This is a genomic window from Pseudonocardia ailaonensis (assembly GCF_039531635.1).
Lineage (GTDB): Bacteria > Actinomycetota > Actinomycetes > Mycobacteriales > Pseudonocardiaceae > Pseudonocardia > Pseudonocardia ailaonensis.
The window spans coordinates 87,431-109,919 of the sequence record NZ_BAAAQK010000003.1; the positions used below are offsets into that span (position 1 = coordinate 87,431).

The 22,489-nt window shown below is 73.6% G+C and carries 21 protein-coding genes and 1 pseudogene; 14 read left to right on the forward strand and 8 right to left on the reverse strand.

Going from position 1 to position 22,489, the window contains the following annotated elements:
• Positions 1-2: 2 nt before the first annotated feature.
• The 4 genes from ABD324_RS03235 to mptB form a co-directional block, all read right to left on the reverse strand.
• Positions 3-953 (reverse strand): COX15/CtaA family protein, encoded by a 951-nt coding sequence (locus tag ABD324_RS03235; RefSeq protein WP_344412164.1) that lies wholly within the window; start codon positions 951-953, stop codon positions 3-5.
• Between the two features lie 29 nt (positions 954-982).
• On the reverse strand, positions 983-1,789 hold the full coding sequence (locus ABD324_RS03240; RefSeq protein ID WP_344412166.1) for an ABC transporter permease: 807 nt from the start codon (positions 1,787-1,789) through the stop codon (positions 983-985).
• Complete coding sequence (locus tag ABD324_RS03245; protein ID WP_344412168.1) at positions 1,786-2,703, reverse strand: ABC transporter ATP-binding protein; 918 nt, start codon at positions 2,701-2,703, stop codon at positions 1,786-1,788. Before ABD324_RS03245 ends, ABD324_RS03240 begins: the two co-directional genes overlap by 4 nt.
• A 94-nt stretch (positions 2,704-2,797) precedes the next feature.
• Positions 2,798-4,417: a polyprenol phosphomannose-dependent alpha 1,6 mannosyltransferase MptB gene (gene mptB, locus ABD324_RS03250; RefSeq protein ID WP_344412170.1), complete on the reverse strand. Its 1,620-nt coding sequence runs from the start codon at positions 4,415-4,417 to the stop codon at positions 2,798-2,800.
• Between the two features lie 294 nt (positions 4,418-4,711).
• Here mptB and ABD324_RS03255 point away from each other — a divergent pair, with 294 nt between their 5' ends.
• From ABD324_RS03255 to ABD324_RS03285, 7 genes are read left to right on the forward strand one after another with little or no spacing between them, the layout of a single operon-like run.
• The gene (locus ABD324_RS03255) at positions 4,712-5,452 is read left to right on the forward strand and encodes a helix-turn-helix transcriptional regulator (protein ID WP_344413375.1); all 741 of its coding nucleotides are present in this window, start codon (positions 4,712-4,714) and stop codon (positions 5,450-5,452) included.
• On the forward strand, positions 5,436-6,872 hold the full coding sequence (gene sufB / locus ABD324_RS03260; protein ID WP_344412172.1) for a Fe-S cluster assembly protein SufB: 1,437 nt from the start codon (positions 5,436-5,438) through the stop codon (positions 6,870-6,872). Before ABD324_RS03255 ends, sufB begins: the two co-directional genes overlap by 17 nt.
• Complete coding sequence (gene sufD, locus ABD324_RS03265; protein WP_344412173.1) at positions 6,869-8,053, forward strand: Fe-S cluster assembly protein SufD; 1,185 nt, start codon at positions 6,869-6,871, stop codon at positions 8,051-8,053. Before sufB ends, sufD begins: the two co-directional genes overlap by 4 nt.
• Positions 8,054-8,071: 18 nt before the next feature.
• On the forward strand, positions 8,072-8,860 hold the full coding sequence (gene sufC / locus ABD324_RS03270; protein WP_344412174.1) for a Fe-S cluster assembly ATPase SufC: 789 nt from the start codon (positions 8,072-8,074) through the stop codon (positions 8,858-8,860).
• Complete coding sequence (locus ABD324_RS03275; protein ID WP_344412175.1) at positions 8,857-10,146, forward strand: cysteine desulfurase; 1,290 nt, start codon at positions 8,857-8,859, stop codon at positions 10,144-10,146. Before sufC ends, ABD324_RS03275 begins: the two co-directional genes overlap by 4 nt.
• Positions 10,147-10,590 carry a Fe-S cluster assembly sulfur transfer protein SufU gene (gene sufU / locus ABD324_RS03280; protein WP_344412177.1) on the forward strand — a complete coding sequence of 148 codons (444 nt, stop codon included), beginning with the start codon at positions 10,147-10,149 and terminating at the stop codon, positions 10,588-10,590. It begins immediately after the preceding gene.
• On the forward strand, positions 10,587-11,009 hold the full coding sequence (locus ABD324_RS03285; protein ID WP_344412179.1) for a metal-sulfur cluster assembly factor: 423 nt from the start codon (positions 10,587-10,589) through the stop codon (positions 11,007-11,009). Before sufU ends, ABD324_RS03285 begins: the two co-directional genes overlap by 4 nt.
• A gap of 99 nt (positions 11,010-11,108) precedes the next feature.
• Here the strand turns inward: ABD324_RS03285 and ABD324_RS03290 are convergent, their stop codons facing one another.
• The 3 genes from ABD324_RS03290 to ABD324_RS03300 all read right to left on the reverse strand — a co-directional run bounded on the left by ABD324_RS03290 (position 11,109) and on the right by ABD324_RS03300 (position 13,988).
• A complete protein-coding gene (locus ABD324_RS03290) occupies positions 11,109-11,558 on the reverse strand; it encodes a universal stress protein (RefSeq protein ID WP_344412183.1) in 450 nt (149 codons plus the stop codon).
• Positions 11,559-11,652: 94 nt separating this feature from the next.
• A complete protein-coding gene (locus tag ABD324_RS03295) occupies positions 11,653-13,083 on the reverse strand; it encodes a lycopene cyclase family protein (protein ID WP_344412185.1) in 1,431 nt (476 codons plus the stop codon).
• A 143-nt stretch (positions 13,084-13,226) separates the two neighbouring features.
• Positions 13,227-13,988, reverse strand: a complete 762-nt coding sequence (locus ABD324_RS03300) for an SDR family oxidoreductase (RefSeq protein ID WP_344412187.1) — start codon at positions 13,986-13,988, stop codon at positions 13,227-13,229.
• 152 nt (positions 13,989-14,140) lie between these two features.
• On the opposite strand from ABD324_RS03300, the gene ABD324_RS03305 reads away from it, so the two are divergent.
• From ABD324_RS03305 to ABD324_RS03315, 3 genes are all read left to right on the forward strand, one after another.
• Complete coding sequence (locus ABD324_RS03305; protein ID WP_344412189.1) at positions 14,141-15,763, forward strand: ABC-F family ATP-binding cassette domain-containing protein; 1,623 nt, start codon at positions 14,141-14,143, stop codon at positions 15,761-15,763.
• Positions 15,764-16,016: 253 nt separating this feature from the next.
• Complete coding sequence (locus tag ABD324_RS03310; RefSeq protein WP_028932228.1) at positions 16,017-16,226, forward strand: helix-turn-helix domain-containing protein; 210 nt, start codon at positions 16,017-16,019, stop codon at positions 16,224-16,226.
• 324 nt (positions 16,227-16,550) lie between these two features.
• The gene (locus ABD324_RS03315) at positions 16,551-16,994 is read left to right on the forward strand and encodes a MarR family winged helix-turn-helix transcriptional regulator (RefSeq protein ID WP_344412191.1); all 444 of its coding nucleotides are present in this window, start codon (positions 16,551-16,553) and stop codon (positions 16,992-16,994) included.
• On the opposite strand, the gene ABD324_RS03320 is transcribed toward ABD324_RS03315, so the two are convergent.
• Positions 16,991-17,593 (reverse strand): TetR/AcrR family transcriptional regulator, encoded by a 603-nt coding sequence (locus tag ABD324_RS03320; protein WP_344412193.1) that lies wholly within the window; start codon positions 17,591-17,593, stop codon positions 16,991-16,993. The two genes, ABD324_RS03315 and ABD324_RS03320, sit on opposite strands and share 4 nt — an antisense overlap.
• 317 nt (positions 17,594-17,910) lie before the next feature.
• On the opposite strand from ABD324_RS03320, the gene egtA reads away from it, so the two are divergent.
• From egtA to egtD, 4 genes and pseudogenes are all read left to right on the forward strand, one after another.
• Positions 17,911-19,176 carry an ergothioneine biosynthesis glutamate--cysteine ligase EgtA gene (gene egtA, locus ABD324_RS03325; RefSeq protein ID WP_344413377.1) on the forward strand — a complete coding sequence of 422 codons (1,266 nt, stop codon included), beginning with the start codon at positions 17,911-17,913 and terminating at the stop codon, positions 19,174-19,176.
• On the forward strand, positions 19,173-20,492 hold the full coding sequence (gene egtB, locus ABD324_RS03330; RefSeq protein WP_344412195.1) for an ergothioneine biosynthesis protein EgtB: 1,320 nt from the start codon (positions 19,173-19,175) through the stop codon (positions 20,490-20,492). Before egtA ends, egtB begins: the two co-directional genes overlap by 4 nt.
• A 4-nt stretch (positions 20,493-20,496) precedes the next feature.
• Positions 20,497-21,282 (forward strand): annotated as a pseudogene (gene egtC / locus ABD324_RS03335) (ergothioneine biosynthesis protein EgtC); the annotation flags it as partial.
• 197 nt (positions 21,283-21,479) lie between these two features.
• Positions 21,480-22,463, forward strand: a complete 984-nt coding sequence (gene egtD, locus ABD324_RS03340) for an L-histidine N(alpha)-methyltransferase (protein WP_344412197.1) — start codon at positions 21,480-21,482, stop codon at positions 22,461-22,463.
• Positions 22,464-22,489: the final 26 nt, after the last annotated feature.

Genomic DNA, 22,489 nt, shown 5'->3' on the forward strand with positions numbered 1-22,489 from the left:
GGTCAGTGCGCGGGGGTTCGCTCGCGGTCGGCGGTCTCCGACGGGACCTCGGTCGGGAGGGGGGCGCGGTGTGTCAGGCCCGACCAGAGGGAGCCGGCCGCCGCGGTGGTGAGGGCCGCGCCGAGGACGTGGAAGGTCACCAGGACCTCCGGCACCCCGAGCCCGTACTGGATCCCGCCCAGGGCCCCCTGGGCCAGCACGACCACCACGAGCACGACGTAGCGGCGGCGGACCGGGCGAGGCGCTCCGACGGCCCACAGCGTGAACCCGAGGCCGACGAGCAGCCCGAGGTAGGCGAAGAGCAGGTCCGCGTGCAGCTGCGCGAGGGCCGCGATGCCGAGGTCGAGCCGCGGGGTCGCCGCGTCGCCGGCGTGCGGGCCGGCCGCGGTGACGAGCGTGCCCGCGATCAGCAGGGCCCCGAGCACCACGCTGCTGACCACCGTGAGCAGTCGGACCGGCCGCCCGACGACCCGGGTCACCGCACCGCCCGCCCGCGCCTCGTCGACCAGCGCGGCGGCGAGCCACACGAGCACGGTGGAGGCGAGGAAGTGCGGCATCACGCTCCACCAGGCCAGCCCGGCGAGCACGGTGAACCCGCCGATGACGGCCTGGGCCACCACACCGAGCGGCATCGCGAGCGCGAGCCAGGTGAGGCGGCGGCGGCGCGGATGGACGTTGAGCGCGGCCAGGAACGTCAGGATCGCGACGACCACGAGGAAGCCCGACAGGAGCCGGTTGCCGAACTCCACCCACTGGTGGAACACCGCGACCTCGGGATGCGCCACCGGCACGAGCGAGCCCGGGAAGCAGTTCGGCCAGGTCGGGCAGCCGAGCCCGGATCCCGTGACCCGCACGACCGCGCCGGTGACCATGATCCCGGCCTGGCCGATCAGCGACAGGACCGCGAGCCGGAACATCCAGGCCGGCGACGTCGCCGGGATCCGCTGCAACATACTACGCATCGTAGAAGGTCCCCGCTCGCTCAGCGCAGCCGCACGGTCCTGGCCGCGACGCCCGCGGCGACCACCGCCCAGGCCACCAGCACGAGCACCGGCCCGATCCCGGGCGCCGTCCCCTCGACGAGCGCCGAGCGCAGCCCGCTCGCCAGCGCCCCGGACGGCAGCGCGGACGCGACCGCGGCGACCCCGGCGGGCAGCTGGTCCAGCGGGATCACGATGCCCCCGCCGAGCAGCAGCACGAACCACACCAGGTTGGCGACGGCGAGCACGATCTCCGCCCGCAGGGTGCCGCCGAGCAGGATGCCCAGGGCCCCGAAGGCCGCGCAGCCCAGCAGCATCAGCAGCAACGTCCAGCCCAGGCCCGCGGCGTCCGGGCGCCAGCCCAGCGCCACCGCGATCAGCCCCAGCACCACGAGCTGCACGACGACGACGGCCAGCACCGCCGCGATCCGGCCCGCCACGAGCAGCCAGCGGGGGAGCGCGGTGGCCGCGAGCCGCCGGATCACCCCGTAGCGCCGGTCGAAGCCGAAGGCGATCGCCTGGCTGGTGAAGGCCGTGGACATCACCGCCAGCGCGAGCACGGACGCCGTGACGGACGCGACCCGCGGCTCGGGCAGCGGGATGAACCGCAGGCCGGTGAGGCCGACGAGCAGCACGATCGGGATGAGCAGCGTGAGCAGCACCTGCTCGCCGTTGCGCAGCGCCAGCCGGGTCTCGGTGGCCGCCTGGATCCGCAGCATCCGGCCGAGCGACCCCCGCCCTGGAGCGGGGAGGAAGGTCCCGGGCGCGAAGGTCCCGCGCCGGGCCGCCCCGTCCGTCAGGTCGCTCATCGCAGCTCCCGCCCCGTGAGGTCGAGGAAGACGTCCTCCAGGCTGCGCCGGGCGACCTGCACGTCGTCCGCCAGGGCGCCCTGTCCGGCGCACCAGCCGGTGATGGCGGAGAGCACCGAGGGATCGATCCGCCCGCGCACGACGTACCGCCCGGCCACCGTCTCGGCCGCGCGGTAGCCCGCGGGCAGCGCGGCGGCCAGCGCGTCGACGTCCATGCCGGTGCGGGCGCGGAACCGCAGCTCCTGCTCGTCACCACCCGAGGTCAGCTCGGCCGGGGTGCCCTCGGCGACCACCCTGCCGTGGTCGACGATCACGACCTGGTCCGCGAGCGCCTCGGCCTCCTCCATCAGGTGCGTGGTCAGCAGCACCGCGACGCCGTCCCGGCGCAGCGCGGACACCAGCTCCCACACGACCCGCCGGGCCTGGGGGTCCATGCCCGCCGTCGGCTCGTCGAGGAACACCAGCTCGGGGCGGCCGATCACGGCGCAGGCGAGCGCGAGGCGCTGCTGCTGCCCGCCGGAGAGGCGCTTGTACGGCGTCTTCGCGCAGCTGCCGAGGCCGAGGACCTCGATCAGCCAGCTCGCGTCGAGCGGCTGCGCGGCGCAGGCCGCGACGAGCTCGAGCATCTCGCGGGCCTTCACACCCGGGTACGCCCCGCCGCCCTGGGGCATCACGCCGATCCGGGCCCGCAAGGAGTCCGGGGCGCCCGCCGGGTCCTGCCCGAGGACGCGCACCTCGCCCGCGTCCGCCCGCTGGAAACCGGTGCAGACCTCGATGGTCGTGGTCTTGCCGGCGCCGTTCGGCCCGAGGAGCGCGAGCACGGTGCCTCGCTCGAGCGAGAGGTCCAGACCGTCGACGGCGGTGGTCCCGCCGAAGCGCTTCACCAGGCCCCGGACCGACACCGCGGTCGACACGGCAGCATCCGACCGAGGGACCGACGGAGGGGTGTGCACGAGGTGCGATTCTAGGCAGCGGCCCCGGGCGCCCCGCCGCCGGGCGCGCCCGGCGTCACGATGGGAGCTGGGTCACCGCGGCGTCACGGGCCTGCTCGCGCCGGAGGTCCCGGCGCACCCAGACGAGCGCGACCAGCAACATCACGATCCCGGCGACGATCGCCAGGGGCAGCTGGAAGGCCCGGAAGTTGAAGTCCGCACCCGTCGGCGGGACCACCACCGCGATGACGGCCGAGGCCGCCAGCGCGAACCGCCGGTAGCGCGGCAGGCCCTTGGTCGCGGCGAGCGGGATCGCGGCCCACAGCAGGTACCAGGGGTGCACGACCGGGCCCAACAGGACGACCGCGCCCAGCCCGACGCCCACGCCCGTCACCGGGTCCACCCGGCCCTTCAGGGTCGCCCAGAGCAGCCAGCCGCAGGCCAGCGCGGCGGCGAGCCCCCCGATCCCGCGGGCGATGGTGAGGGTGGTGTCCGTGTGGTCGCCGAGCCCGGCCAGGATGCCGAGCTGCGCGGAGAGCTGGCCGAGGTCCGTGGACAACGACATCCAGCTACGGATCGTGTTGGCCGTACCCTGGGTGTTGATCCACCCGAAGCCCAGGCCGGTCCCGAAGCCGATGGCGGCGTAGACCGCCACCACGACGACACCGAGCAGGGCGGCCACGCCGCCCACCCGTCTCCAGCCCCCGCCGAGCCGGCGGGCGAGGTCCATCCCCACGAAACCCAGCGCCAGCAAGGCGGGGATCTTGACGGACGCGCCGAGGGTGATCAGCACCGTGCCCGCGACCACCCGGGGCCAGTCCGGCGGATCGTCGAGCCCCACCCGATGATCGGCACCGCGAGCTCCACCCAGCATCCGACGGTCAGCTCCGCCTCCGCCCAGCGCCAGGTGCAGGCCCGCGAGCAGCAGGCCGATCATCAGCGCCTCGTTGTGGATGCCGCTGACCAGGTGGAACAGCACCAGCGGATTCGCGACACCCAACCAGAGGGCGAGCCCGGGCTCGACCCCGCAGCGCCGGGCCAGCTTGGGCAGCGCCCAGAGGATGAGCGCAATGCCGCAGAGGGCCAGCGCCCGGTGGGCCAGCACCCCGAACACCACGTCGTTGCCGGTCAGCGCCGTGATCCCGCGGCCCGCCATCAGGAACAGCGGCCCGTACGGCGCCGGTGTCTCCCGCCAGATCGTCGGGATCGTGCGGGTCAGCGGATCGTCGACGCCCAGGGCCTGGGCCGGGCCGAAGACGTACGGGTCGATGCCGCGGGCCGTGATCGCCGACTGGGCGAGGTAGCTGTAGACGTCCTTGGAGAACATCGGCGGCGCCATGGCCAGCGGGATCGCCCACAGGATCCCGGTGCGGCCGAGGGAGAACCGGTCCGGCGCCGGGGGGATCGCGCCCCGCGCCGACAGCATCCGCCCGATCCACAGCCAGGCCAGCACGAGCATGCCCATACCCGCGTAGGTCAGGGCGATCGCGAGGGTCGCGTTGCGGGCGGGCAGACCGATGAGCCGCAGGCCGTTGAGCGGATTGGGGACGGGCAGTGCCCCGGCCCCCAGCGCCCCGATCGCCATGAGCAGGGCCCCCGTGAGACCCAGCCGGCGGGCGAGCCGCGCGGGGTCGGCCCGGCGCACACCCGGCTCCACCACGGTGGATCCACTCGGATCCAGGGCGGGGGCGGCCATGCGACGAGGGTAGAGCGTGGCCCGCGGACCACCGACACCGCTCCGGGCGCCGACACCCCTCCCGACGGCCCGCGACCACGTTCGAGGTGAGTCACCTCACCAGCCGGGCGGGTCGCCTTTGCCCGCCGCGACCAAATACGCAACACTGGTGTTGTGAAAACAGGCGGAGCCACGACCGAGACGGTGCCCACGGGCCCCGTCGACGTCGTGCTGTCCCCGCCGGGATCGACGATCGCCGCCGCGGGCTCCGCCTCCGGGCCGATGGTCGGCTCCGCAAGCTCCGCCTCCGGGCCGATGGTCGGCTCCGCGAGCTCCGCAAGCTCCGCCTCCGCCGGCGAGGGCCGTACCCGGGTCGCCGTCGCCCGCCTGCTCATGGAGCAGGGCCCGGTCACGGCCGCCGAGGTGGCGGCCGAGCTGGAGCTCTCCGCCGCCGCCGTCCGCCGGCACCTCGACGCGCTGATCGCCGACGGTGAGGCCGAGACCCGGGACGCACCGCACCGCGGGCGCCGGGGCCGGGGCCGTCCGGCCAGGCACTTCCTGCTCACGGACGCCGGCCGCGTCCGCTTCGGCCACGGCTACGACGATCTCGCCACCTCGGCGCTGCGCTTCCTCGCGCAGCACGCCGGGCCCCAGGCCCTCGAGGACTTCGCCCGCTCCCGGGTGCGCGAGCTGCTCGGCGGCGGCGAGGCGGAGATCCTCGCGGCCGAGGGCCCCGAGGCCCGCGCCGAGGCGCTGGCCACGGTGCTCAGCGGCCGGGGCTACGCGGCCGCGACCCGGGAGGGCGGCATCGGCGTCCAGCTGTGCCAGCACCACTGCCCGGTGGCCCACGTCGCGGCCGAGTTCCCCGAGCTCTGCGAGGCCGAGACCGAGGCCTTCGCCGTGCTGCTGGGCACCCACGTGCAGCGGCTCGCCACCATCGCGCGCGGAGACTCCGCGTGCACCACCCACGTACCCGTGACCGCACCCGAACGCGATCCGGGACAGCAAGCGACCACCACGTCCCCGAGAGGGAGGCAGCATGACGACCACTCCTGAGGTCCAGCAGTCGCTGACGCAGGAGGAGACGCTCGCGACGCTCGGCCGGTACGACTTCGGCTGGGCGGACTCGGACGCCGCCGGCGCCACCGCGCGCCGCGGACTGTCCGCGGACGTGGTGGCGGACATCTCCCGCCTGAAGAGCGAGCCCCAGTGGATGCTCGACTTCCGGCTCAAGGCGCTCGACCTGTTCGAGCGCAAGCCGATGCCCCGCTGGGGCTCGGACCTGAGCGGGATCGACTTCGACAACATCAAGTACTTCGTGCGCTCCTCGGAGAAGCAGGCGGCCTCCTGGGAGGACCTGCCCGAGGACATCAAGAACACCTACGACAAGCTGGGCATCCCGGAGGCCGAGAAGGCCCGCCTGGTGGCCGGCGTCGCGGCGCAGTACGAGTCCGAGGTCGTCTACCACTCGATCCGCGAGGACCTCGAGCAGCAGGGCGTGATCTTCCTCGACACGGACACCGCGCTCAAGGAGCACCCGGAGCTCTTCCGGGAGTACTTCGGCTCGGTCATCCCGTCCGGGGACAACAAGTTCTCCGCGCTGAACTCCGCCGTGTGGTCGGGCGGCTCGTTCATCTACGTGCCGAAGGGCGTGCACGTCGAGATCCCGCTGCAGGCCTACTTCCGGATCAACACGGAGAACATGGGCCAGTTCGAGCGCACGCTGATCATCGCGGACGAGGGCTCGTACGTGCACTACGTCGAGGGCTGCACCGCGCCGATCTACAAGTCGGACTCGCTGCACTCCGCCGTCGTCGAGATCATCGTCAAGAAGAACGCCCGGGTGCGGTACACGACCATCCAGAACTGGTCGAACAACGTCTACAACCTGGTCACCAAGCGCGCCAAGGCCGAGGAGGGCGCGACCATGGAGTGGGTCGACGGCAACCTCGGCTCCAAGGTCACGATGAAGTACCCGGCCGTGATGCTCATGGGCGAGTACGCCAAGGGCGAGGTCCTCTCGATCGCGTTCGCGGGCGAGGGCCAGCACCAGGACGCCGGCGCGAAGATGACGCACCTGGCGCCCAACACGTCGTCGACGATCATCTCGAAGTCGGTGGCGCGGGGCGGCGGCCGCACGTCCTACCGCGGCCTCGTCCGGGTCAACCCCCGGGCCAAGAACTCGAAGAGCACGGTGAAGTGCGACGCGCTGCTGGTCGACACGATCAGCCGCTCCGACACCTACCCGTACGTCGACATCCGCACGGACGACGTGCAGATGGGCCACGAGGCCACCGTCTCCAAGGTGAGCGACGACCAGCTCTTCTACCTGATGAGCCGCGGGCTCACCGAGGACGAGGCCATGGCCATGGTCGTGCGCGGGTTCGTCGAGCCCATCGCGCGCGAGCTGCCCATGGAGTACGCCCTCGAGCTGAACCGCCTGATCGAGCTGCAGATGGAGGGTTCGGTCGGATGACCGCTCCGATCAACACCGAGGTCGCAGGGCTGGCGCCGGAGCTCAAGGGCGCCAAGGAAGGCCAGGGTGTGGCGCCGGCCGCCAGCGCGGGCGAGCGCTTCACCTCGTACGACGTCGAGGCCTTCGAGGTCCCGAGCGGACGCGAGGAGAACTGGCGGTTCACCCCGCTCAAGCGGTTGAAGGGCCTGCACGACGGCACGGCGGACCTCTCGGGGACGGCGCAGGTCACGGTGACCGGCGCGACCGCCGAGACCGTCGGCCGGGACGACCCGCGGATCGGCGAGGGCGGTACGCCCGCCGACCGCGTGGCGGCCCAGGCCTGGTCCGCGTTCACCGAGGCCACGATCGTCACCCTCGACGGGACCCCGTCGGCCGCGATCACGGTCGACGGCCCCGGCGAGGGCAGGTCGGCGGCCGGGCACCTGCAGCTGCGCACCACCACGCACGCCGAGGCCACCGTGGTGCTGGAGCACCGCGGGTCCGGCGTGCTGGCGGACAACCTGGAGATCGTCCTCGGGGACGCCTCGCGCCTCACCCTGGTCGTCACCGAGGAGTGGGCGGACGACGCGGTGCACGTCTCGGCGCAGCACCTGTCGATCGGGCGGGACGCGGTGCTGAAGATCGTCTCGGTCGCGCTGGGCGGTGACCTGGTCCGGGTGAGCCCGACCGTCACCTACCGCGCCCCGGGCGGGGACGTCGAGCTCGTCGGCCTGGGCTACGCCGACGCCGGGCAGCACCTGGAGCAGCGGCTCTTCGTGGACCACGCGGTGCCGCAGTGCAAGAGCAACGTGCTCTACAAGAACGCCCTGCAGGGCGAGGGCGCGCACACGGTCTGGATCGGCGACGTGCTCATCCGAGCCGCCGCGGAGAACACCGAGACCTTCGAGTTCAACCGCAACCTGGTCCTCACCGAGGGCGCCCGCGCGGACTCCGTGCCGAACCTGGAGATCGAGACCGGCGAGATCGTCTCCGCCGGGCACGCCTCCGCCACCGGCCGGTTCGACGACGAGCAGCTCTTCTACCTGCAGAGCCGCGGTATCGACTCCGAGGCCGCCCGCCGGCTCGTCGTCCGGGCCTTCTTCGGCGAGATCCTGCACCGCATCCCGAGCACCACCTTCCCCGAGCTGCGCGAACGGCTCGAGCAGGCCATCGAGGCCGAGCTCGCCGTGGCCGGCGTCTGACCACTGGAGTAGAAGAACGTGTCCACCCTGGAGATCAAGGACCTGCACGCGTCGGTGCGGACCGACGAGGGTCCCAAGCCGATCCTGCGCGGCGTGAACCTGACCGTGAAGGCCGGCGAGACCCACGCGATCATGGGGCCCAACGGTTCCGGCAAGTCCACGTTGGCCTACGCGATCGCGGGCCACCCGAAGTACCAGATCACCTCCGGCGAGGTGCTGCTCGACGGCGAGTCCGTGCTGGACATGAGCGTCGACGAGCGCGCCCGCGCGGGCCTGTTCCTCGCCATGCAGTACCCGGTCGAGGTCCCCGGCGTGTCGATGGCGAACTTCCTGCGCTCGGCGGCCACCGCCGTCCGCGGCGAGGCGCCCAAGCTGCGCACCTGGGTCAAGGAGGTCAAGGGCGCCATGGCCGACCTCGAGATCTCGGACGAGTTCGCGGACCGCTCGGTCAACGAGGGCTTCTCCGGCGGGGAGAAGAAGCGCCACGAGGTGCTCCAGCTCGCCCTGCTGAACCCGAAGATCGCGATCCTCGACGAGACGGACTCCGGCCTCGACGTCGACGCGCTGCGCGTCGTCTCCGAGGGCGTGAACCGCTTCCGCACCGAGGAGAACGGCGTCCTGCTGATCACGCACTACACGCGGATCCTGCAGCACATCAAGCCGGACTTCGTGCACGTGTTCTCGGCGGGCCAGGTCGTCCTCTCCGGCGGCCCGGAGCTGGCGGACGACCTCGAGAAGAACGGCTACGAGCGGTTCGTGAAGGCGACGGAGCCTGCGAGGTCGACCATCGGCGCGGCGACCTCGTGACCGCGCTCCAGGCCCCGAGCACGGGTCTGGACCTCGCCGCGATCCGCGACGACTTCCCGATCCTGCACCGCACGGTCCGCGAGGGCCGCCCACTCGTCTACCTGGACTCCGGGGCCACCTCGCAGCGGCCCCGCCAGGTGCTCGACGCCGAGCGCACCTTCCTCGAGACGCACAACGCGGCGGTCCACCGCGGCGCGCACCAGCTGGCCGAGGAGGCCACGGACGACTACGAGGCCGCGCGGGCGAAGATCGCCGTGCTCGTCGGCGCCGAGCCCGAGGAGCTGGTGTTCACCAAGAACGCCACCGAGGGGATCAACCTCGTCGCCTACGCGTTCTCGAACTCGTCCATCCGGACCGCCCTGTCCGCCGAGTCGGAGCGGTTCGTGCTCGGGCCGGGGGACGAGATCGTCGTCACCGAGCTGGAGCACCACGCCAACCTGGTGCCCTGGCAGGAGCTGTGCCGCCGCACCGGGGCGACCCTGCGCTGGTACGGGATCACGGACGACGGCCGGATCGACCTGGACTCGCTCGAGCTCTCGGAGCGCACCAAGGTCGTGGCGTTCGCGCACCAGTCCAACGTCACCGCCGCGATCGCGCCGGTGGCCGAGCTGGTCCGCCGGGCACGCGCGGTCGGCGCGTTCACGGTGCTCGACGCCTGCCAGTCCGTGCCGCACATGCCGGTGAACCTCACCGGGCTCGGCGTGGACTTCGCCGCGTTCTCCGGGCACAAGATGCTGGGTCCCTCGGGCGTCGGCGTGCTCTACGGGCGCACCGAGCTGCTCGAGGCCATGCCGCCCTTCCTCACCGGCGGATCGATGATCGAGATGGTGCGGATGGAGGGCTCGACCTACGCCCCGCCGCCGCAGCGCTTCGAGGCCGGCGTGCCCATGACGTCGCAGGCCGTGGGTCTGGGGGCGGCGGTCGACTACCTGTCCGCCATCGGCATGGACACGGTCTTCGCCCACGAGCAGGAGCTCGCCCGCGTCGCGCTGGACACGCTCGCCGAGGTGCCGGGCGTGCGGATCGTCGGGCCCGCGGACCTGACCGACCGGGGCGGCGCCGTGGCGTTCGTCGTCGACGGGGTGCACGCGCACGACGTCGGCCAGGTGCTCGACGACCGGGGCATCGCCGTGCGTGTCGGTCACCACTGCGCGTGGCCGCTGCACCGCCGATTCGGAATTGCGGCGACCGTCCGGGCGTCCTTCCACGTGTACACCACGGTGGAGGAGGTGGCCCAGCTCGCCGACGGCGTGCGGGCCGCCAGGGCGTTCTTCGGAGTGTCGTAGATGAAGCTCGAGCAGATGTACCAGGAGATCATCCTGGACCACTACCGGCAGCCCCACGGGGCGGGCCTGCGGGAACCGTTCGACGCGGAGACCCACCACATCAACCCCACCTGTGGGGACGAGGTGACCCTGCGCGTCAAGCTCACCGGGGACACCGTCGCGGACGTCTCGTACGAGACCCTGGGCTGCTCGATCTCCCAGGCCTCGACCTCGGTGCTCACCGACCTGGTGGTCGGGAAGAGCATCAGCGAGGCGTTCACGATCCTGGAGTCCTTCCAGGAGATGGCGCAGAGCCGCGGGAAGATCGCGGGCGACGAGGACGTCATCGGGGACGGCGTGGCCTTCGCCGGGGTGTCCAAGTACCCGGCCCGGGTCAAGTGTGCTCTGCTGGGCTGGATGGCGTTCAAGGACGCCGTGGCGCGGGTGAAGGAGGAGGCATCATGAGTGCTCAGGACGTCACTGCGGACGGCACGGCGGACGACACGGCGGAGACCGAGGTCGTGCGGGGTGCCGCCGGGATGCCCGAGCCGCCGGCCGAGGGCGGGGTGTCGCTCGACGACATCGAAGAGGCGATGCGCGACGTCGTCGATCCCGAGCTGGGGATCAACGTCGTCGACCTGGGGCTGGTCTACGGCCTGAAGGTCGAGGACAAGAAGGCGATCATCGACATGACGCTCACGTCCGCGGCCTGCCCGCTGACGGACGTCATCGAGGAGCAGGCCCGCAGCGCCCTCACCGGCCCGTCCAACGGCAACCTGGTCGACGAGATCGCGATCAACTGGGTCTGGATGCCCCCGTGGGGCCCGGAGAAGATCACCGAGGACGGCCGCGAGCAGCTCCGCGCACTGGGCTTCCGCGTCTGACCCTGCTCCGCAGGAGGGCAGCGCTGTCCCTCCGCATTATGGAGCCACAACTGTCGTTTCCGGGGTCGGAATCGACAGTTATGGCTCCATAATGCGTTTTCAGGTGGTGTGGACGATGAGGACGTCGACGCCGGAGCGGCGGGCGACGTCTGCAGGGACGGAGCCCAGGAGGCGGCCGCTGAGGGTGTTGAGGCCCTTGTTGCCGACGACCAGCAGGTCCGCGCTGCGCTCCTGCACTGCCTTGCGCAGCACGTCGGCCGGGGCGCCGTCCTCGGCGTGCTTCGTGATCTTCGTGGCACCGATCGCGGCGGCCTTGTCCTCGGCGGTACGCAGGGCCTCGTCGGCGGGGGAGAAGCCGCGCACCTGGTAGGCCTCGGTGCCCAGGGCGTCCTCGGCGGCGAGGGTGTCCTCGCGCGAGGCCGGTGTGTAGGCGGAGACGATCACCAGCTCGGCGTCGGAGTCCCGGGCCACGGCGGCGGCCCGCTCGACGGCGCGGTACGAGGTGGGGGAGCCGTCGGTGCCGACGACGACGGTCGTGTAGGCGGACATGGGGAGCCTCCGGGTTGTCTCACACGGTTCGCCGCTGAACGTCCGTGGAGGTTACCGAGGGGTAGGGGCGGGGGTGGGTCCGCCCCGCCGCACGTCACCCGGTCGGGAGGGGCGCCGCGGCGGGCAGGAACGCGGGGCCGACCAGCCGGGCCCGCAGCCCGTGGCCGGCGTGCCGGTAGAGCGCGCCCATCGCGGCGAGGGTGCCGGGCAGGTCCTCGCGGCCGGTGAGATAGGCCCACCGGTGCCGGGCCGGCAGGCCCAGGAAGGTCTCGAAGAAGGCCGGGACGTCGTGGGACGGCATGCGCAGCAACGCTTCCAGCCCCCGCCGGCGCAGGGCATGCACGGCCAGGGCGGCGGGCGACCAGAGCACGCGCCGCGCGGCCCGGTGCGGGTCGTCGCTCGTGAGTGCGGCGGCGAGCCGAGGCGCGAGCGCCAGGGCGGTGGCCACGCTGAAACCCGTCGCCGGATGGACGAGCGGAGTCGCCGCCCCGAACGCGATCGGCGCCACGTCCGGAAGGGCGCCGAGGTCGGCGACCGAACGGACGCCCACGCCCACGTCCGCGCCCGCGCGGCCGGGGTCGGTCCCGGAGCGGACCGATCCGGCTCCCCGACGCGGGAGGTGACGGAGCAGCGCGTCGGCGACGGGCCCGGGCAGGGCACCCACGGCGTCGCGGGTGAGCGCTGACGGGGACGGGTGGAGCGGGCCGTCGACGGGGAACCGCACCCGTTCCTCCCGCGCCCCCTCCGGGACCGTGATCCCGTGGTGCGCGAGCCGGGCGTGAAGACGTTCCCGCAGCTCGGGCAGCGGCAGCCCCGGGCGGCGGGCGAGGGAGGTCTCCTCCAGCAGCACCTCCCCCTCGCCGAGGGGGACGGCGTAGAGAAAGCTCGGCCAGCCGGGTCGCCCGTGGTCGCGACGCCAGTCCATGAACAGCGCCGAGCCCGGCTCGACGACCGCCGAGGCGGTGCCCTCGTCGACCACGATCCCGTAGGCGGTCTGCTCCGCGGCCGGGCTGCGTCGGCGCCACCGGTGGTCTGCTGCCGGCCTGCCGCTCGACATCGTGGCCCGGCCGCCCCGAGCGACCCCGCTCCCGCCGGCCGCCGTCTCCCCGGACCCGGTTCGGGTCGCGACCCGGTGTCCCGTCGCGTCGACGACGATCCTCGCGGGCACCGCCCGCCCCACCTCGTCGACGACCCGCCCGTCGGGGCGCAGGCGCGCGCGGTGCACCGCGACCCCGGCCAGCCCGTCGTCCAGGTGAGAGCGGAGCGCCGCGGTGTCGAGCACCGCGTACTCCCAGCCGAGGTCGTGCTCCCCGAGCGCGATCGCCCGCCCCCGCGCCCGGGCCGCGACGACCTGCGGCGGAAGCGACCCCGGCAGCTCCCCGGCCCACGCGGCGTAGGTGGACCGCCAGTGCCGGTCCGGCGCCGGATCGGCGAGCGCCGTCTCCAGCCCCGCCGCCGCACACGCCGCCGCGAGGGCCCGACCCGCCGGCCCGCCCCCGGCGACAACCACATCGAGCCCCGTCACCGCCCGCTCCCCGATGAGCGAACGGGCCGCTGGCTCACTAGGTATGAGCCACCGCGCCGCTCGCTCATTCGGAGGGTCGCGCGGTGAACGGGCCGCTCGCTCACTAGGTATGAGCGAGAGTGTCGTTCGCTCATCGGGGGCACTCAGGCGTTGCGGCCGGAGGCGACGGCGCCGCCGTCGATGCGGAGGGTCTCGCCGGTGATCCAGCCCGAGGCGTCCGAGACCAGGAAGGCGATCGCCTCGGCGACGTCAGTCGGGGTGCCCAGGCGCTTCATCGGGTAGGCGTTCGCGACGGCCTGCTCGTCGTGCTCGTAGAGCTTGGCGGCGAAGCGCGTCTTCACCACGGCGGGGGCGACGGCGTTGACGCGGATGCCCGGGCCGAGCTGGCCCGCGAGCTCCTCCGTGAGCCGGATCAGGGCGGCCTTGGAGGCGCCGTAGGCCCCGATGACCCCGGTCGAGCGGAGGCCGCCGAGCGAGGCGACGTTGACGATCGCGCCCCCGTGCTCGCCCATCCACGCCCGGTACGCGAGCTGCACGAATCCCAGCGCGGCGACCACGTTGACGTCGAAGATCCTGGTGACGGCGTCGAGGTCGGCGTCGACGAGGGGCCCGTACTGGGGGTTGATGCCGGCGTTGTTGACCAGGATCGAGAGGCTGCCGAAGCGCTCGACGGTGCGGGCGACGGCGTCCGCGCGGTGGTCGGCGTCCCCGGCGTTCCCGGCCACCGCCAGCACTCGGCCACCCCCACCCGCCCCCAGCTCCCGCGCCGCGGCCTCGAGCTCCGGGGCCTTGCGTCCGGTGATCGTCACGGAGGCGCCGCGGGCGAGCAGGGCGGCGGCCGCGGCGTACCCGATCCCGCGGCTCGCGCCGGTGATCAGGGCCGCCCTGCCGGTGAGATCGGTCATGCCGGGGACCCTATGCCCCGAAACCCGGTGCGCGCCCGGGTAGCCTGGTGCCGTGATCCTGATCGAGTAGGCGCCGCGCCGCGGCACGGCTGCGTCTCTGTCCTCCGTGCCCGCAGGTCGCCCCCTCTCGTTCGATTCCCTGGAGCTCTCCCGTGATCACCGCCACCGACCTCGAGCTGCGTGCCGGGTCCCGCATCCTGCTGTCCGGCGCCACCCTGCGCGTCCAGCCCGGCGACCGGATCGGCCTCGTCGGCCGCAACGGCGCGGGCAAGACCACGTCGATGCGGGTGCTGGCGGGGGAGGGCGAGCCGTACGGCGGGTCGGTCGTCAGCAACTCCCCGATCGGCTACCTGCCGCAGGACCCGCGCGAGGGCGACCTCACCGTCACCGCGAAGGACCGGGTGCTCTCGGCCCGCGGGCTCGACGACCTGCTCCGCAAGCTGGAGAAGGTCCAGACCCGGATGGCCGAGCTGGTCGACGGGCCGGAGAACGAGAAGGCCGTGCGCGAGTACGGCCGCCTCGAGGAGCGCTTCTCCGCGCTCGGCGGGTACGCGGCGGAGTCCGAGGCGGCGCGGATCTGCACGAACCTCGGCCTGCCGGACCGCGTGCTGCACCAGCAGATCGAGACGCTGTCCGGTGGTCAGCGCCGCCGCGTCGAGCTGGCGCGCATCCTGTTCGCGGCGAGCGACGGCGGCTCCCAGTCCGCCACCACGCTGCTGATCGACGAGCCCACCAACCACCTCGACGCGGACTCGATCACCTGGCTGCGCGGCTTCCTGAAGTCGCACGAGGGCGGCCTCGTGGTGATCAGCCACGACACGGAGCTGCTGGCGGACGTCGTCAACAAGGTCTGGTTCCTCGACGCCACCCGCGGCGAGGTCGACCAGTACAACATGGACTGGAAGCGCTACCTGGAGGCGCGGGCGACGGACGAGAAGCGCCGCCGCCGCGAGCGGGCGAACGCCGAGAAGAAGGCGTCCGTGCTGCACACCCAGGCGCTGAAGATGGGCGCCAAGGCCACCAAGGCGGTCGCGGCCAAGAACATGGCCCGCCGAGCCGACGAGCTGCTCGCGAACCTCGAGCCGGAGCGCCAGGCCGACCGGGTCGCCAAGATCCGCTTCCCCACGCCGGCCCCGTGCGGACGCACGCCGCTCACCGCGGAGAACCTCTCGAAGGCCTACGGCTCGCTCGAGGTGTTCACCGGCGTGGACCTCGCGATCGACCGGGGGACCAAGGTCGTCGTCCTGGGCTTCAACGGCGCCGGCAAGACCACGCTGCTGCGGATGCTCGCGGGCGCCGAGGAGACCGACTCCGGCAAGGTCGTCCCCGGGCACGGGCTGCGCACCGGCTACTTCGCGCAGGAGCACGACACGCTCGACATGAACGCGAGCGTCTGGGACAACATCCGGCACGCCTCGCCGGACTCGCCCGAGCAGCAGCTCCGCACAGTCCTGGGCACGTTCATGTTCTCGGGCGAGCAGCTCAAGCAGATGGCGGGCACGCTGTCCGGCGGCGAGCGCACCCGGCTCGCGATGGCCGGCCTGGTGTCGAGCGCGGCGAACGTGCTGCTGCTCGACGAGCCCACCAACAACCTGGACCCGGCGAGCCGCGAGCAGGTGCTCGACGCACTGCGTCGCTTCGAGGGCGCCGTCGTCCTGGTGACCCACGACCCGGGCGCGGTCGAGGCGCTGGAGCCGGACAAGGTGATCGTGCTGCCGGACGGCACGGAGGACCACTGGTCGGCGGACTATCTGGAGCTCGTCCAGCTCGCCTGAGCGTGATCGCGCGGCGCGGCCGGGCCCTCCGGTCGTGTGTCGCGAGCGGCGTTCCGTGACGCTGTGACGACAGCGGCCCGACGTCCGGGCAGTCGTGATCACCCGTCCGCGTGATCCGATCGGGCGAACCGTTCACCGATCATGTGCAGAGTTGCGCTGGTCACACTCGTCGATATGGATCATCATGGCCGCACCGACGAGCCGAGTGGCTCCGGGCCGCGGACCCCGCGGTGGGCAGAGGAGGTCAAGTGTCGTGGCCGACCTGAAGAAGGGGGCCCGCATCACGGGCACCCAGCGGGACAAGCTCGCCACCGATCTGAAGAAGAAGTACGAGAAGGGGGCCAGCATCCGCGCTCTCGCGGAGCAGACGGGTCGTTCGTACGGGTTCGTGCACCGTGTACTCAGCGAGACCGGGGTGACGTTGCGCGGTCGCGGTGGCGCCACCCGCACGAAGAAGAAGTAGCGCTCGAGACCCGCCTTCGTCGACGAGCGCACGGCGGCGGGTCCCGTACGCCCGTACTCCCTTCCCGACCTCCTCCTCGGAGGGATCTGCCTCTCCTTCACCGATCCGTTGCCCGGCATCGTTGTACTGTGCTAACGATTGTCGTCCGCAAGGGTGTGGAGGGTGGCGCGTGCCCGATCTCGATCGTCGGCGGCTCGTGCCGGCAGTCCGCTGTTCGAGCCCGTTCATCCTCGCCGGATCGACCCCGGACCTGGTGGGGCGCAAGCGCACCGTCCGGGTCGGCCTGTCACTGTCCCGGGAACCGGCGGCGCCGGTGGGGGCGCGATGACAGCGGGGACGGAGACCGGACCCGTGCGGACGGTCGACGACGCAGATCCGGCGGTCCGGGTCTGGAAGCGCATGCGCGCCCTGGTGATCGACCAGCACGACCGCCGGCGCGCGGCGGCGGACGCGGTCGGGCTCAGCCCCGTCCGGGTCCGGGCGCTCCTCGAGGTCGTCCGCGAGCCGGCGATGCTCTCCGACCTGGCCGAACGGCTGTCGGTGGACCGGCCCTACGCCACCGTCGTTGTCGACGACCTGCAGCGCCGCGGCCTGGTCCGCCGGGTCCCGCACGCCGCGGACCGCCGCTGCAAGATCGTGAGCGCGACGACCGAGGGGATCGAGGCGGCGGCGCGGGCCAGCGCGATCATGAACGACCCGCCGGCCGAGCTGCGCTCGCTGGCCGCGGCGGATCTCGCCGAGCTGGACCGCGTGCTGGGGTCGTTCTAGGTCCGTTTCCGCCGGACACCCTGCTCGACGACGTCGAGGACGCCGTCCAGGTCCTCCGCCGGCAGGCCCATGGCCAGGTGCGACACCAGGCCCTCCAGCACCAGCTCCAGGAAGCTGGCCAGCACGGGGACGGGCACGTCGTCGCGCAGCGCCCCGGCAGCGGCCTGGCGTTCGAGCCGTTCCCGGGTGGCCGAGGTCAGCGCGGCCGAGTGGGCCTCCCAGCGCTCCCGGAAGTCCGGGTCCGTGCGCAGCCGGCGCGAGACCTCCAGGCGGGTGCCCAGCCAGCTGCGGTCGGACTCGTCGTCGGCGGAGGCCGGATCGGCCTTGTGGGCGGTCTCGAGCAGGTCGCGCATGACCTGGACCAGGCCCTGCTCGGCGACGACGTCCGCCATCCGCCGGGCGTCCTGCTCGGCCAGGGCGAGGAACAGGGCGTCCTTGTCCCGGAAGTAGTGGAAGATCGCGCCGCGGGACAGGCCGGTGCTCTGCTCGAGCCGCCGGACCGTCGCCCCCTCGTAGCCGTGGGCGGCGAAGCAGCGCCGCGCGCCGTCCAGGATGTGCTGCCGGCGGGCGGCGAGCTGGTCGGTACTGACGCGGGGCACGGGACCAGTATCCCGTACGTACGTCTTGTGGCACAGGACATGGTGGCGAAGGTCGGCGACGGCCGAGGAACGACCTGCGATTGTCGTACCCCCCGAGTAGCGTCGTTCGGGTGACAGCAGACGGGGGGATCGCACCCGCCGGCCACGCGCCGGCGGAGGTGCCGCACGCCTCAACGCCGCACATCCCGACGCCTAACACCTCAGCGTCGGATACGTCAGCGCCGGATACCTCAGCGCCGAACCCCTCGCCGCCGCTCGTCTCACAGCCGGGCGCGCCGCAACCCACCCCGGCCCGGCGGGCCGAGGGCGGCACCGAGCTGCGCAGTCGCGAGGCGGCGGAGGCGTACATCGCGTCCGTCTGCTTCAAGCACGGGCCACCGCGGTACGTCGGTGTGGAGCTGGAATGGCTCCTGCGGTCCGCGCCGGACCGTCCGGGCGGCCCCGCCGCCGATCTCCCCGCGCTGGTGCGGGCCCTCGGGCCGCACGCCCCCACCGGCCTCGATCCCTCGTCCCCGGCCCTGCCGCTGCCCTCCGGGTCCCTCGTCACCGTCGAGCCCGGCGGGCAGGTGGAGCTCGCCAGCCCCCCGATCGCCGACCTCGGCGAGCTGGTCGCCGCCGTCGAGTCCGACACGGCCGTGCTGCACTCGCGGCTCGCCGCCGCCGGCCTCTTCCCCGAGCCGCGCGCGGCGGACCCGGTCCGGCCCGCTCACCGGGTGCTGCGGCTCCCGCGCTACAGCGCGATGGAGCGATGTCTCGACCGGGTGGGGCCCCACGGGCGCAGCGGGATGTGCTCCACGTCCGCCGTCCAGGTGGCGCTCGACGCGGGCGAACGCGCCGGGATCGCGGACCGGTGGGCCGGGCTGCACGAGCTGGGGCCGGTGCTGGTCGCGGCCTTCGCGAACTCGCCGGTGATGCACGGCCGGGCCACCGGCTGGAAGTCCACCCGCCTCGCCACCTGGCTGGCGCTGGATCCCGTGCGCACCGCGCCGCCCACCTCGCTCGCGGGCGATCCCGCGCAGGCCTGGGCGGAGCGCGTCGTCGGCACGCCGCTGCTGTGCATCCGCGGCGAGGGGGAGTGGCGCACGCCGGAGCACGTCACCTTCGCGGACTGGGCGGAGGGCGGACTGCCCGGCCCGCCCCCGACCGTCGACGATCTCGAGTACCACGTCTCCACCCTGTTCCCGCCGGTCCGGCCGCGCGGGTTCCTGGAGGTCCGGTACGTCGACGGGCAGCAGGGCGCGGACTGGCAGCTGCCGGTCGCGGTGCTCGCGGCCCTCTCGGCGAGCCCGTCGGCGCTCGACCGGGCGCGGGAGATCTGCGAGCCCACCCGGGACCGCTGGACCTCCGCCGCCCGGCACGCCCTCGCGGACCCGGTGCTCGCCCGCGCCGCGCGCGAGCTGTTCCCGCTGGCCAGCGCCGAGCTCGCCGGTCTGCCGGGCGCACCGCCCGCACTCGTCGCGAGGCTGGCCGAGATCACCGAGGGGCGGGTCGCCGCCGGCCGCTGCCCCGCGGACGACCCGTTGCCGGGCGAGCCCGGCGTCCCCGCCGCCCCCATCCCGACGACCGAGGGAGCCCTGCCATGAGTCCGGAACCGGAGCAGCTGCGGGGCCGGGTGGCGGCCCTGCTGGAGCGGTCCCGCGCCCGCAGCACCGCCCTCACGGACGCCGTGGACGAGGGCGACCTCGTCGCGCAGCACTCGCCGCTGATGTCCCCCCTGGTCTGGGACCTCGCGCACATCGGCAGCCAGGAGGAGCTCTGGCTGGTCCGGGACGTCGGCGGCCGCGCGCCGCTGCGCCCCGAGATCGACGGGCTGTACGACGCGTTCCGGCACTCCCGCTCCAGCCGCGTCTCGCTGCCGCTGCTCACCCCGGCGGAGGCGCGGACCTATGTCGCCGAGGTGCGGGACAAGGCGCTCGACGTGCTGGAGCGCAGCCCGCTGCGCGGACGCCGCCTCGAGGAGGAGGGCTTCGCCTTCGGCATGATCGTGCAGCACGAGCAGCAGCACGACGAGACGATGCTCGCCACCCACCAGCTCCGCACCGGGAGCCCGGTGCTGCACGCGCCCGAGCCGTCCGCCGCGAGCTGGACGGGTCCTCGGGAGGTCCTCGTCCCGGCGGGGGAGTTCGTGCAGGGCACCTCCGCCGAGCCCTGGGCCCTGGACAACGAGCGGCCCGCGCACGCCGTCGCCCTGCCCGCCTACTGGATCGACGCGCACCCGGTCACCAACGGTGAGTACAGCGCGTTCGTCGAGGACGGCGGGTACCGCGATCCGCGCTGGTGGAGCGAGGAGGGCTGGGCGCACCGCACGGCCGAGGGCCTGGTCGCGCCGCAGTTCTGGGAGAAGGCGGGGGACGTGTGGTGGCGGCGGCGCTTCGGCGTCGAGGAGCCGGTGCCGGCGGACGAGCCGGTGATGCACGTCTGCTTCCACGAGGCTGCCGCCTACGCCCGCTGGGCCGGTAAGCGCCTGCCCACCGAGGCCGAATGGGAGAAGGCGGCCCGCTGGGACCCGGGGACGGGCCGCAGCCGCCGCTTCCCCTGGGGGGACTCCGAACCCACCGAGCGTCACGCCAACCTCGGCCAGCGGCACCTGCGCCCGGCCCCGGTCGGCGCCTACCCCGAGGGCGCCTCGCCGCTGGGGGTGGCGCAGCTGATGGGGGACGTCTGGGAGTGGTGTGACTCGGGCTGGCACCCGTACCCGGGCTTCGAGGCCTTCCCGTACAAGGAGTACTCCGAGGTGTTCTTCGGCGGGGACTACAAGGTCCTGCGGGGCGGCTCCTTCGGCTCGGACCCGTCGGCGGTCCGCGCGACCTTCCGGAACTGGGACCACCCGATCCGCCGGCAGATCTTCTCGGGCTTCCGCTGTGCGCGGGACGTCGGCCCGGGCGAGGCGGTGGGGTAGTCGGGTGTGCCGTCACCTGGCCCGGATCGGGCCGCCGGCGTCGCTCGCCGCGGTGCTCCTGGAGCCTGCGCACTCGCTGCTGCACCAGTCCTACGCCCCCGCGGACATGCGCGGGGGCGGGACGGTGAACGCGGACGGGTTCGGGGCGGGGTGGTACCCGGACCCCGTGTCCGGCCCCGCATCCGACCCCGTGCCCGGTGCGGTGTCCGGCCCGGCCGGCCCCACCCGGTACCGCTCCGCCCAGCCGATCTGGTCGGACGCCTCCTTCGCCGCCCTCGCCGCGTCGGTGCGCACCGGCGCGGTGCTCGCCGCGGTCCGGTCGGCCACCACGGGCATGCCGGTCGTCGGCACCGCCGCCGCGCCGTTCGCGGAGGGGCGCTGGCTGTTCAGCCACAACGGGGTCGTGCGCGGCTGGCCCGGCTCGGTCGCGGGCCTCGCCGCCCGGCTGCCCGTCACGGATCTGCTGACCCTCGACGCCCCCACCGACTCCGCGGTGCTCTGGGCCCTGGTCCGGCACCGGTTGCGGGCGGGGGAGGAGCCCGGTGCCGTCCTCGCGGAGACCGTCGCCGAGGTCGCCGTGGCCGCCCCGGGCTCGCGGCTGAACCTGCTGCTCACGGACGGTTCGACGATCTGGGGCACCGCGTGGGACCACGCGCTCTCGGTCCGCGTCGCCGACGGCGAGGCGATCGTCGCCTCCGAGCCGACGGACGAGGGGCCCGGCTGGCAGCCGGTTCCCGAGGGGCACCTGGTGATCGCCGCACCGGACCGCGTGTCGTACAGCGCGATCACCCCCGTCGCGGCCGCGGGGCCGTCCGCCGTCGGCGCCCCCGCGGCATCCGTCCCAGGGCCCGACCCGAATCCCACCGATCCGCGTCAAACCGACCCGCGTCGCACCGACCCCCGTCCCACCGACCCGCGGGCCGCCGATCCGGCGACCCGCCCGCACGACCCCGGGCAGGACCTGCCCGAACCGCGAGGAGCGCACCGATGAACGCCCACCCCCGTGTGGCCGAGCTGGACGTCCACCTCACCCCCGACGACCTCGCCGCCGCCCTGCGGTCCGACGCCCGCGCCGGCCTCACCGCGACCCCGAAGGCGTTGCCGCCCAAGTACTTCTACGACGCCCGCGGCAGCGAGCTGTTCGAGCAGATCACCGCGCTGCCCGAGTACTTCCCGACCCGCACCGAGCGGGCCCTGCTGGAGGGGTCCGTCGACCGGATCGCCGAAGCCTCGGGGGCCGACACGATCGTCGAGCTCGGCTCCGGCTCGTCGGCCAAGACCCGGCTGCTGCTCGACGCGTTCCTCCGCGCCGGCACGCTGCGCCGCTACGTCCCGCAGGACGTCAGCGCGGCGGCGCTGCGCGGCGCGCTCGACGCCCTGGGCGCGGAGTACCCCGATCTGGAGCTGCACGGGGTGGTCGGGGACTTCACGAGGGACCTCGGCTTCCTGCCCCGTGGCGGCCGGCGGCTGCTCGCCTTCCTGGGCGGCACGATCGGGAACCTGCGGCCCGCCGAGCGCGCGGCATTCCTCGCGCACGTCCGCTCCGTTCTGGAGCCCGGCGAGCAGCTGCTGCTCGGCACCGGCCTGGTGATCGACGAGGAGCCGCTCGTCGCGGCCTACGACGACGCCGCGGGGGTCACCGCGGAGTTCAACCGCAACGTGCTCCACGTCCTGAACCGGGAGCTCGGCGCGGACTTCGAGCCCGACTCGTTCGCCCATGTCGCGCTGTGGGACGCCGAGAACGAGTGGATCGAGATGCGGCTGCGCGCGGGCCGGGCGACCCGGGTGCGCGTCGCGGAGCTCGACCTGGAGGTGGACTTCGCCGAGGGCGAGGAGATGCGTACCGAGATCTCGGCGAAGTTCCGGCCCGCGGGCGTCCGCGCCATGCTCGGTGAGGCGGGCTTCGACCTGGTCCGCTGGTGGGCCGACGACGACCGCCGTTTCGCCCTCAGCCTCGCCACCGCCGTCTGAGCGCCGGGCGGTAACGCCTGGCCGGA

Excerpts from the sequence above, each read along its gene's own strand:
- ABD324_RS03235 (WP_344412164.1), bottom strand. The coding sequence starts at position 953 with ATGTTGCAGCGGATCCCGGCGACGTCGCCGGCCTGGATGTTCCGGCTC.
- ABD324_RS03240 (WP_344412166.1), bottom strand. The coding sequence starts at position 1,789 with ATGAGCGACCTGACGGACGGGGCGGCCCGGCGCGGGACCTTCGCGCCC.
- mptB (WP_344412170.1), bottom strand. The coding sequence starts at position 4,417 with ATGGCCGCCCCCGCCCTGGATCCGAGTGGATCCACCGTGGTGGAGCCG.
- ABD324_RS03255 (WP_344413375.1), top strand. The coding sequence starts at position 4,712 with ATGGTCGGCTCCGCGAGCTCCGCAAGCTCCGCCTCCGCCGGCGAGGGC.
- sufB (WP_344412172.1), top strand. The coding sequence starts at position 5,436 with ATGACGACCACTCCTGAGGTCCAGCAGTCGCTGACGCAGGAGGAGACG.
- sufD (WP_344412173.1), top strand. The coding sequence starts at position 6,869 with ATGACCGCTCCGATCAACACCGAGGTCGCAGGGCTGGCGCCGGAGCTC.
- sufU (WP_344412177.1), top strand. The coding sequence starts at position 10,147 with ATGAAGCTCGAGCAGATGTACCAGGAGATCATCCTGGACCACTACCGG.
- ABD324_RS03285 (WP_344412179.1), top strand. The coding sequence starts at position 10,587 with ATGAGTGCTCAGGACGTCACTGCGGACGGCACGGCGGACGACACGGCG.
- ABD324_RS03290 (WP_344412183.1), bottom strand. The coding sequence starts at position 11,558 with ATGTCCGCCTACACGACCGTCGTCGTCGGCACCGACGGCTCCCCCACC.
- ABD324_RS03300 (WP_344412187.1), bottom strand. The coding sequence starts at position 13,988 with ATGACCGATCTCACCGGCAGGGCGGCCCTGATCACCGGCGCGAGCCGC.
- ABD324_RS03315 (WP_344412191.1), top strand. The coding sequence starts at position 16,551 with ATGACAGCGGGGACGGAGACCGGACCCGTGCGGACGGTCGACGACGCA.
- egtB (WP_344412195.1), top strand. The coding sequence starts at position 19,173 with ATGAGTCCGGAACCGGAGCAGCTGCGGGGCCGGGTGGCGGCCCTGCTG.
- egtD (WP_344412197.1), top strand. The coding sequence starts at position 21,480 with ATGAACGCCCACCCCCGTGTGGCCGAGCTGGACGTCCACCTCACCCCC.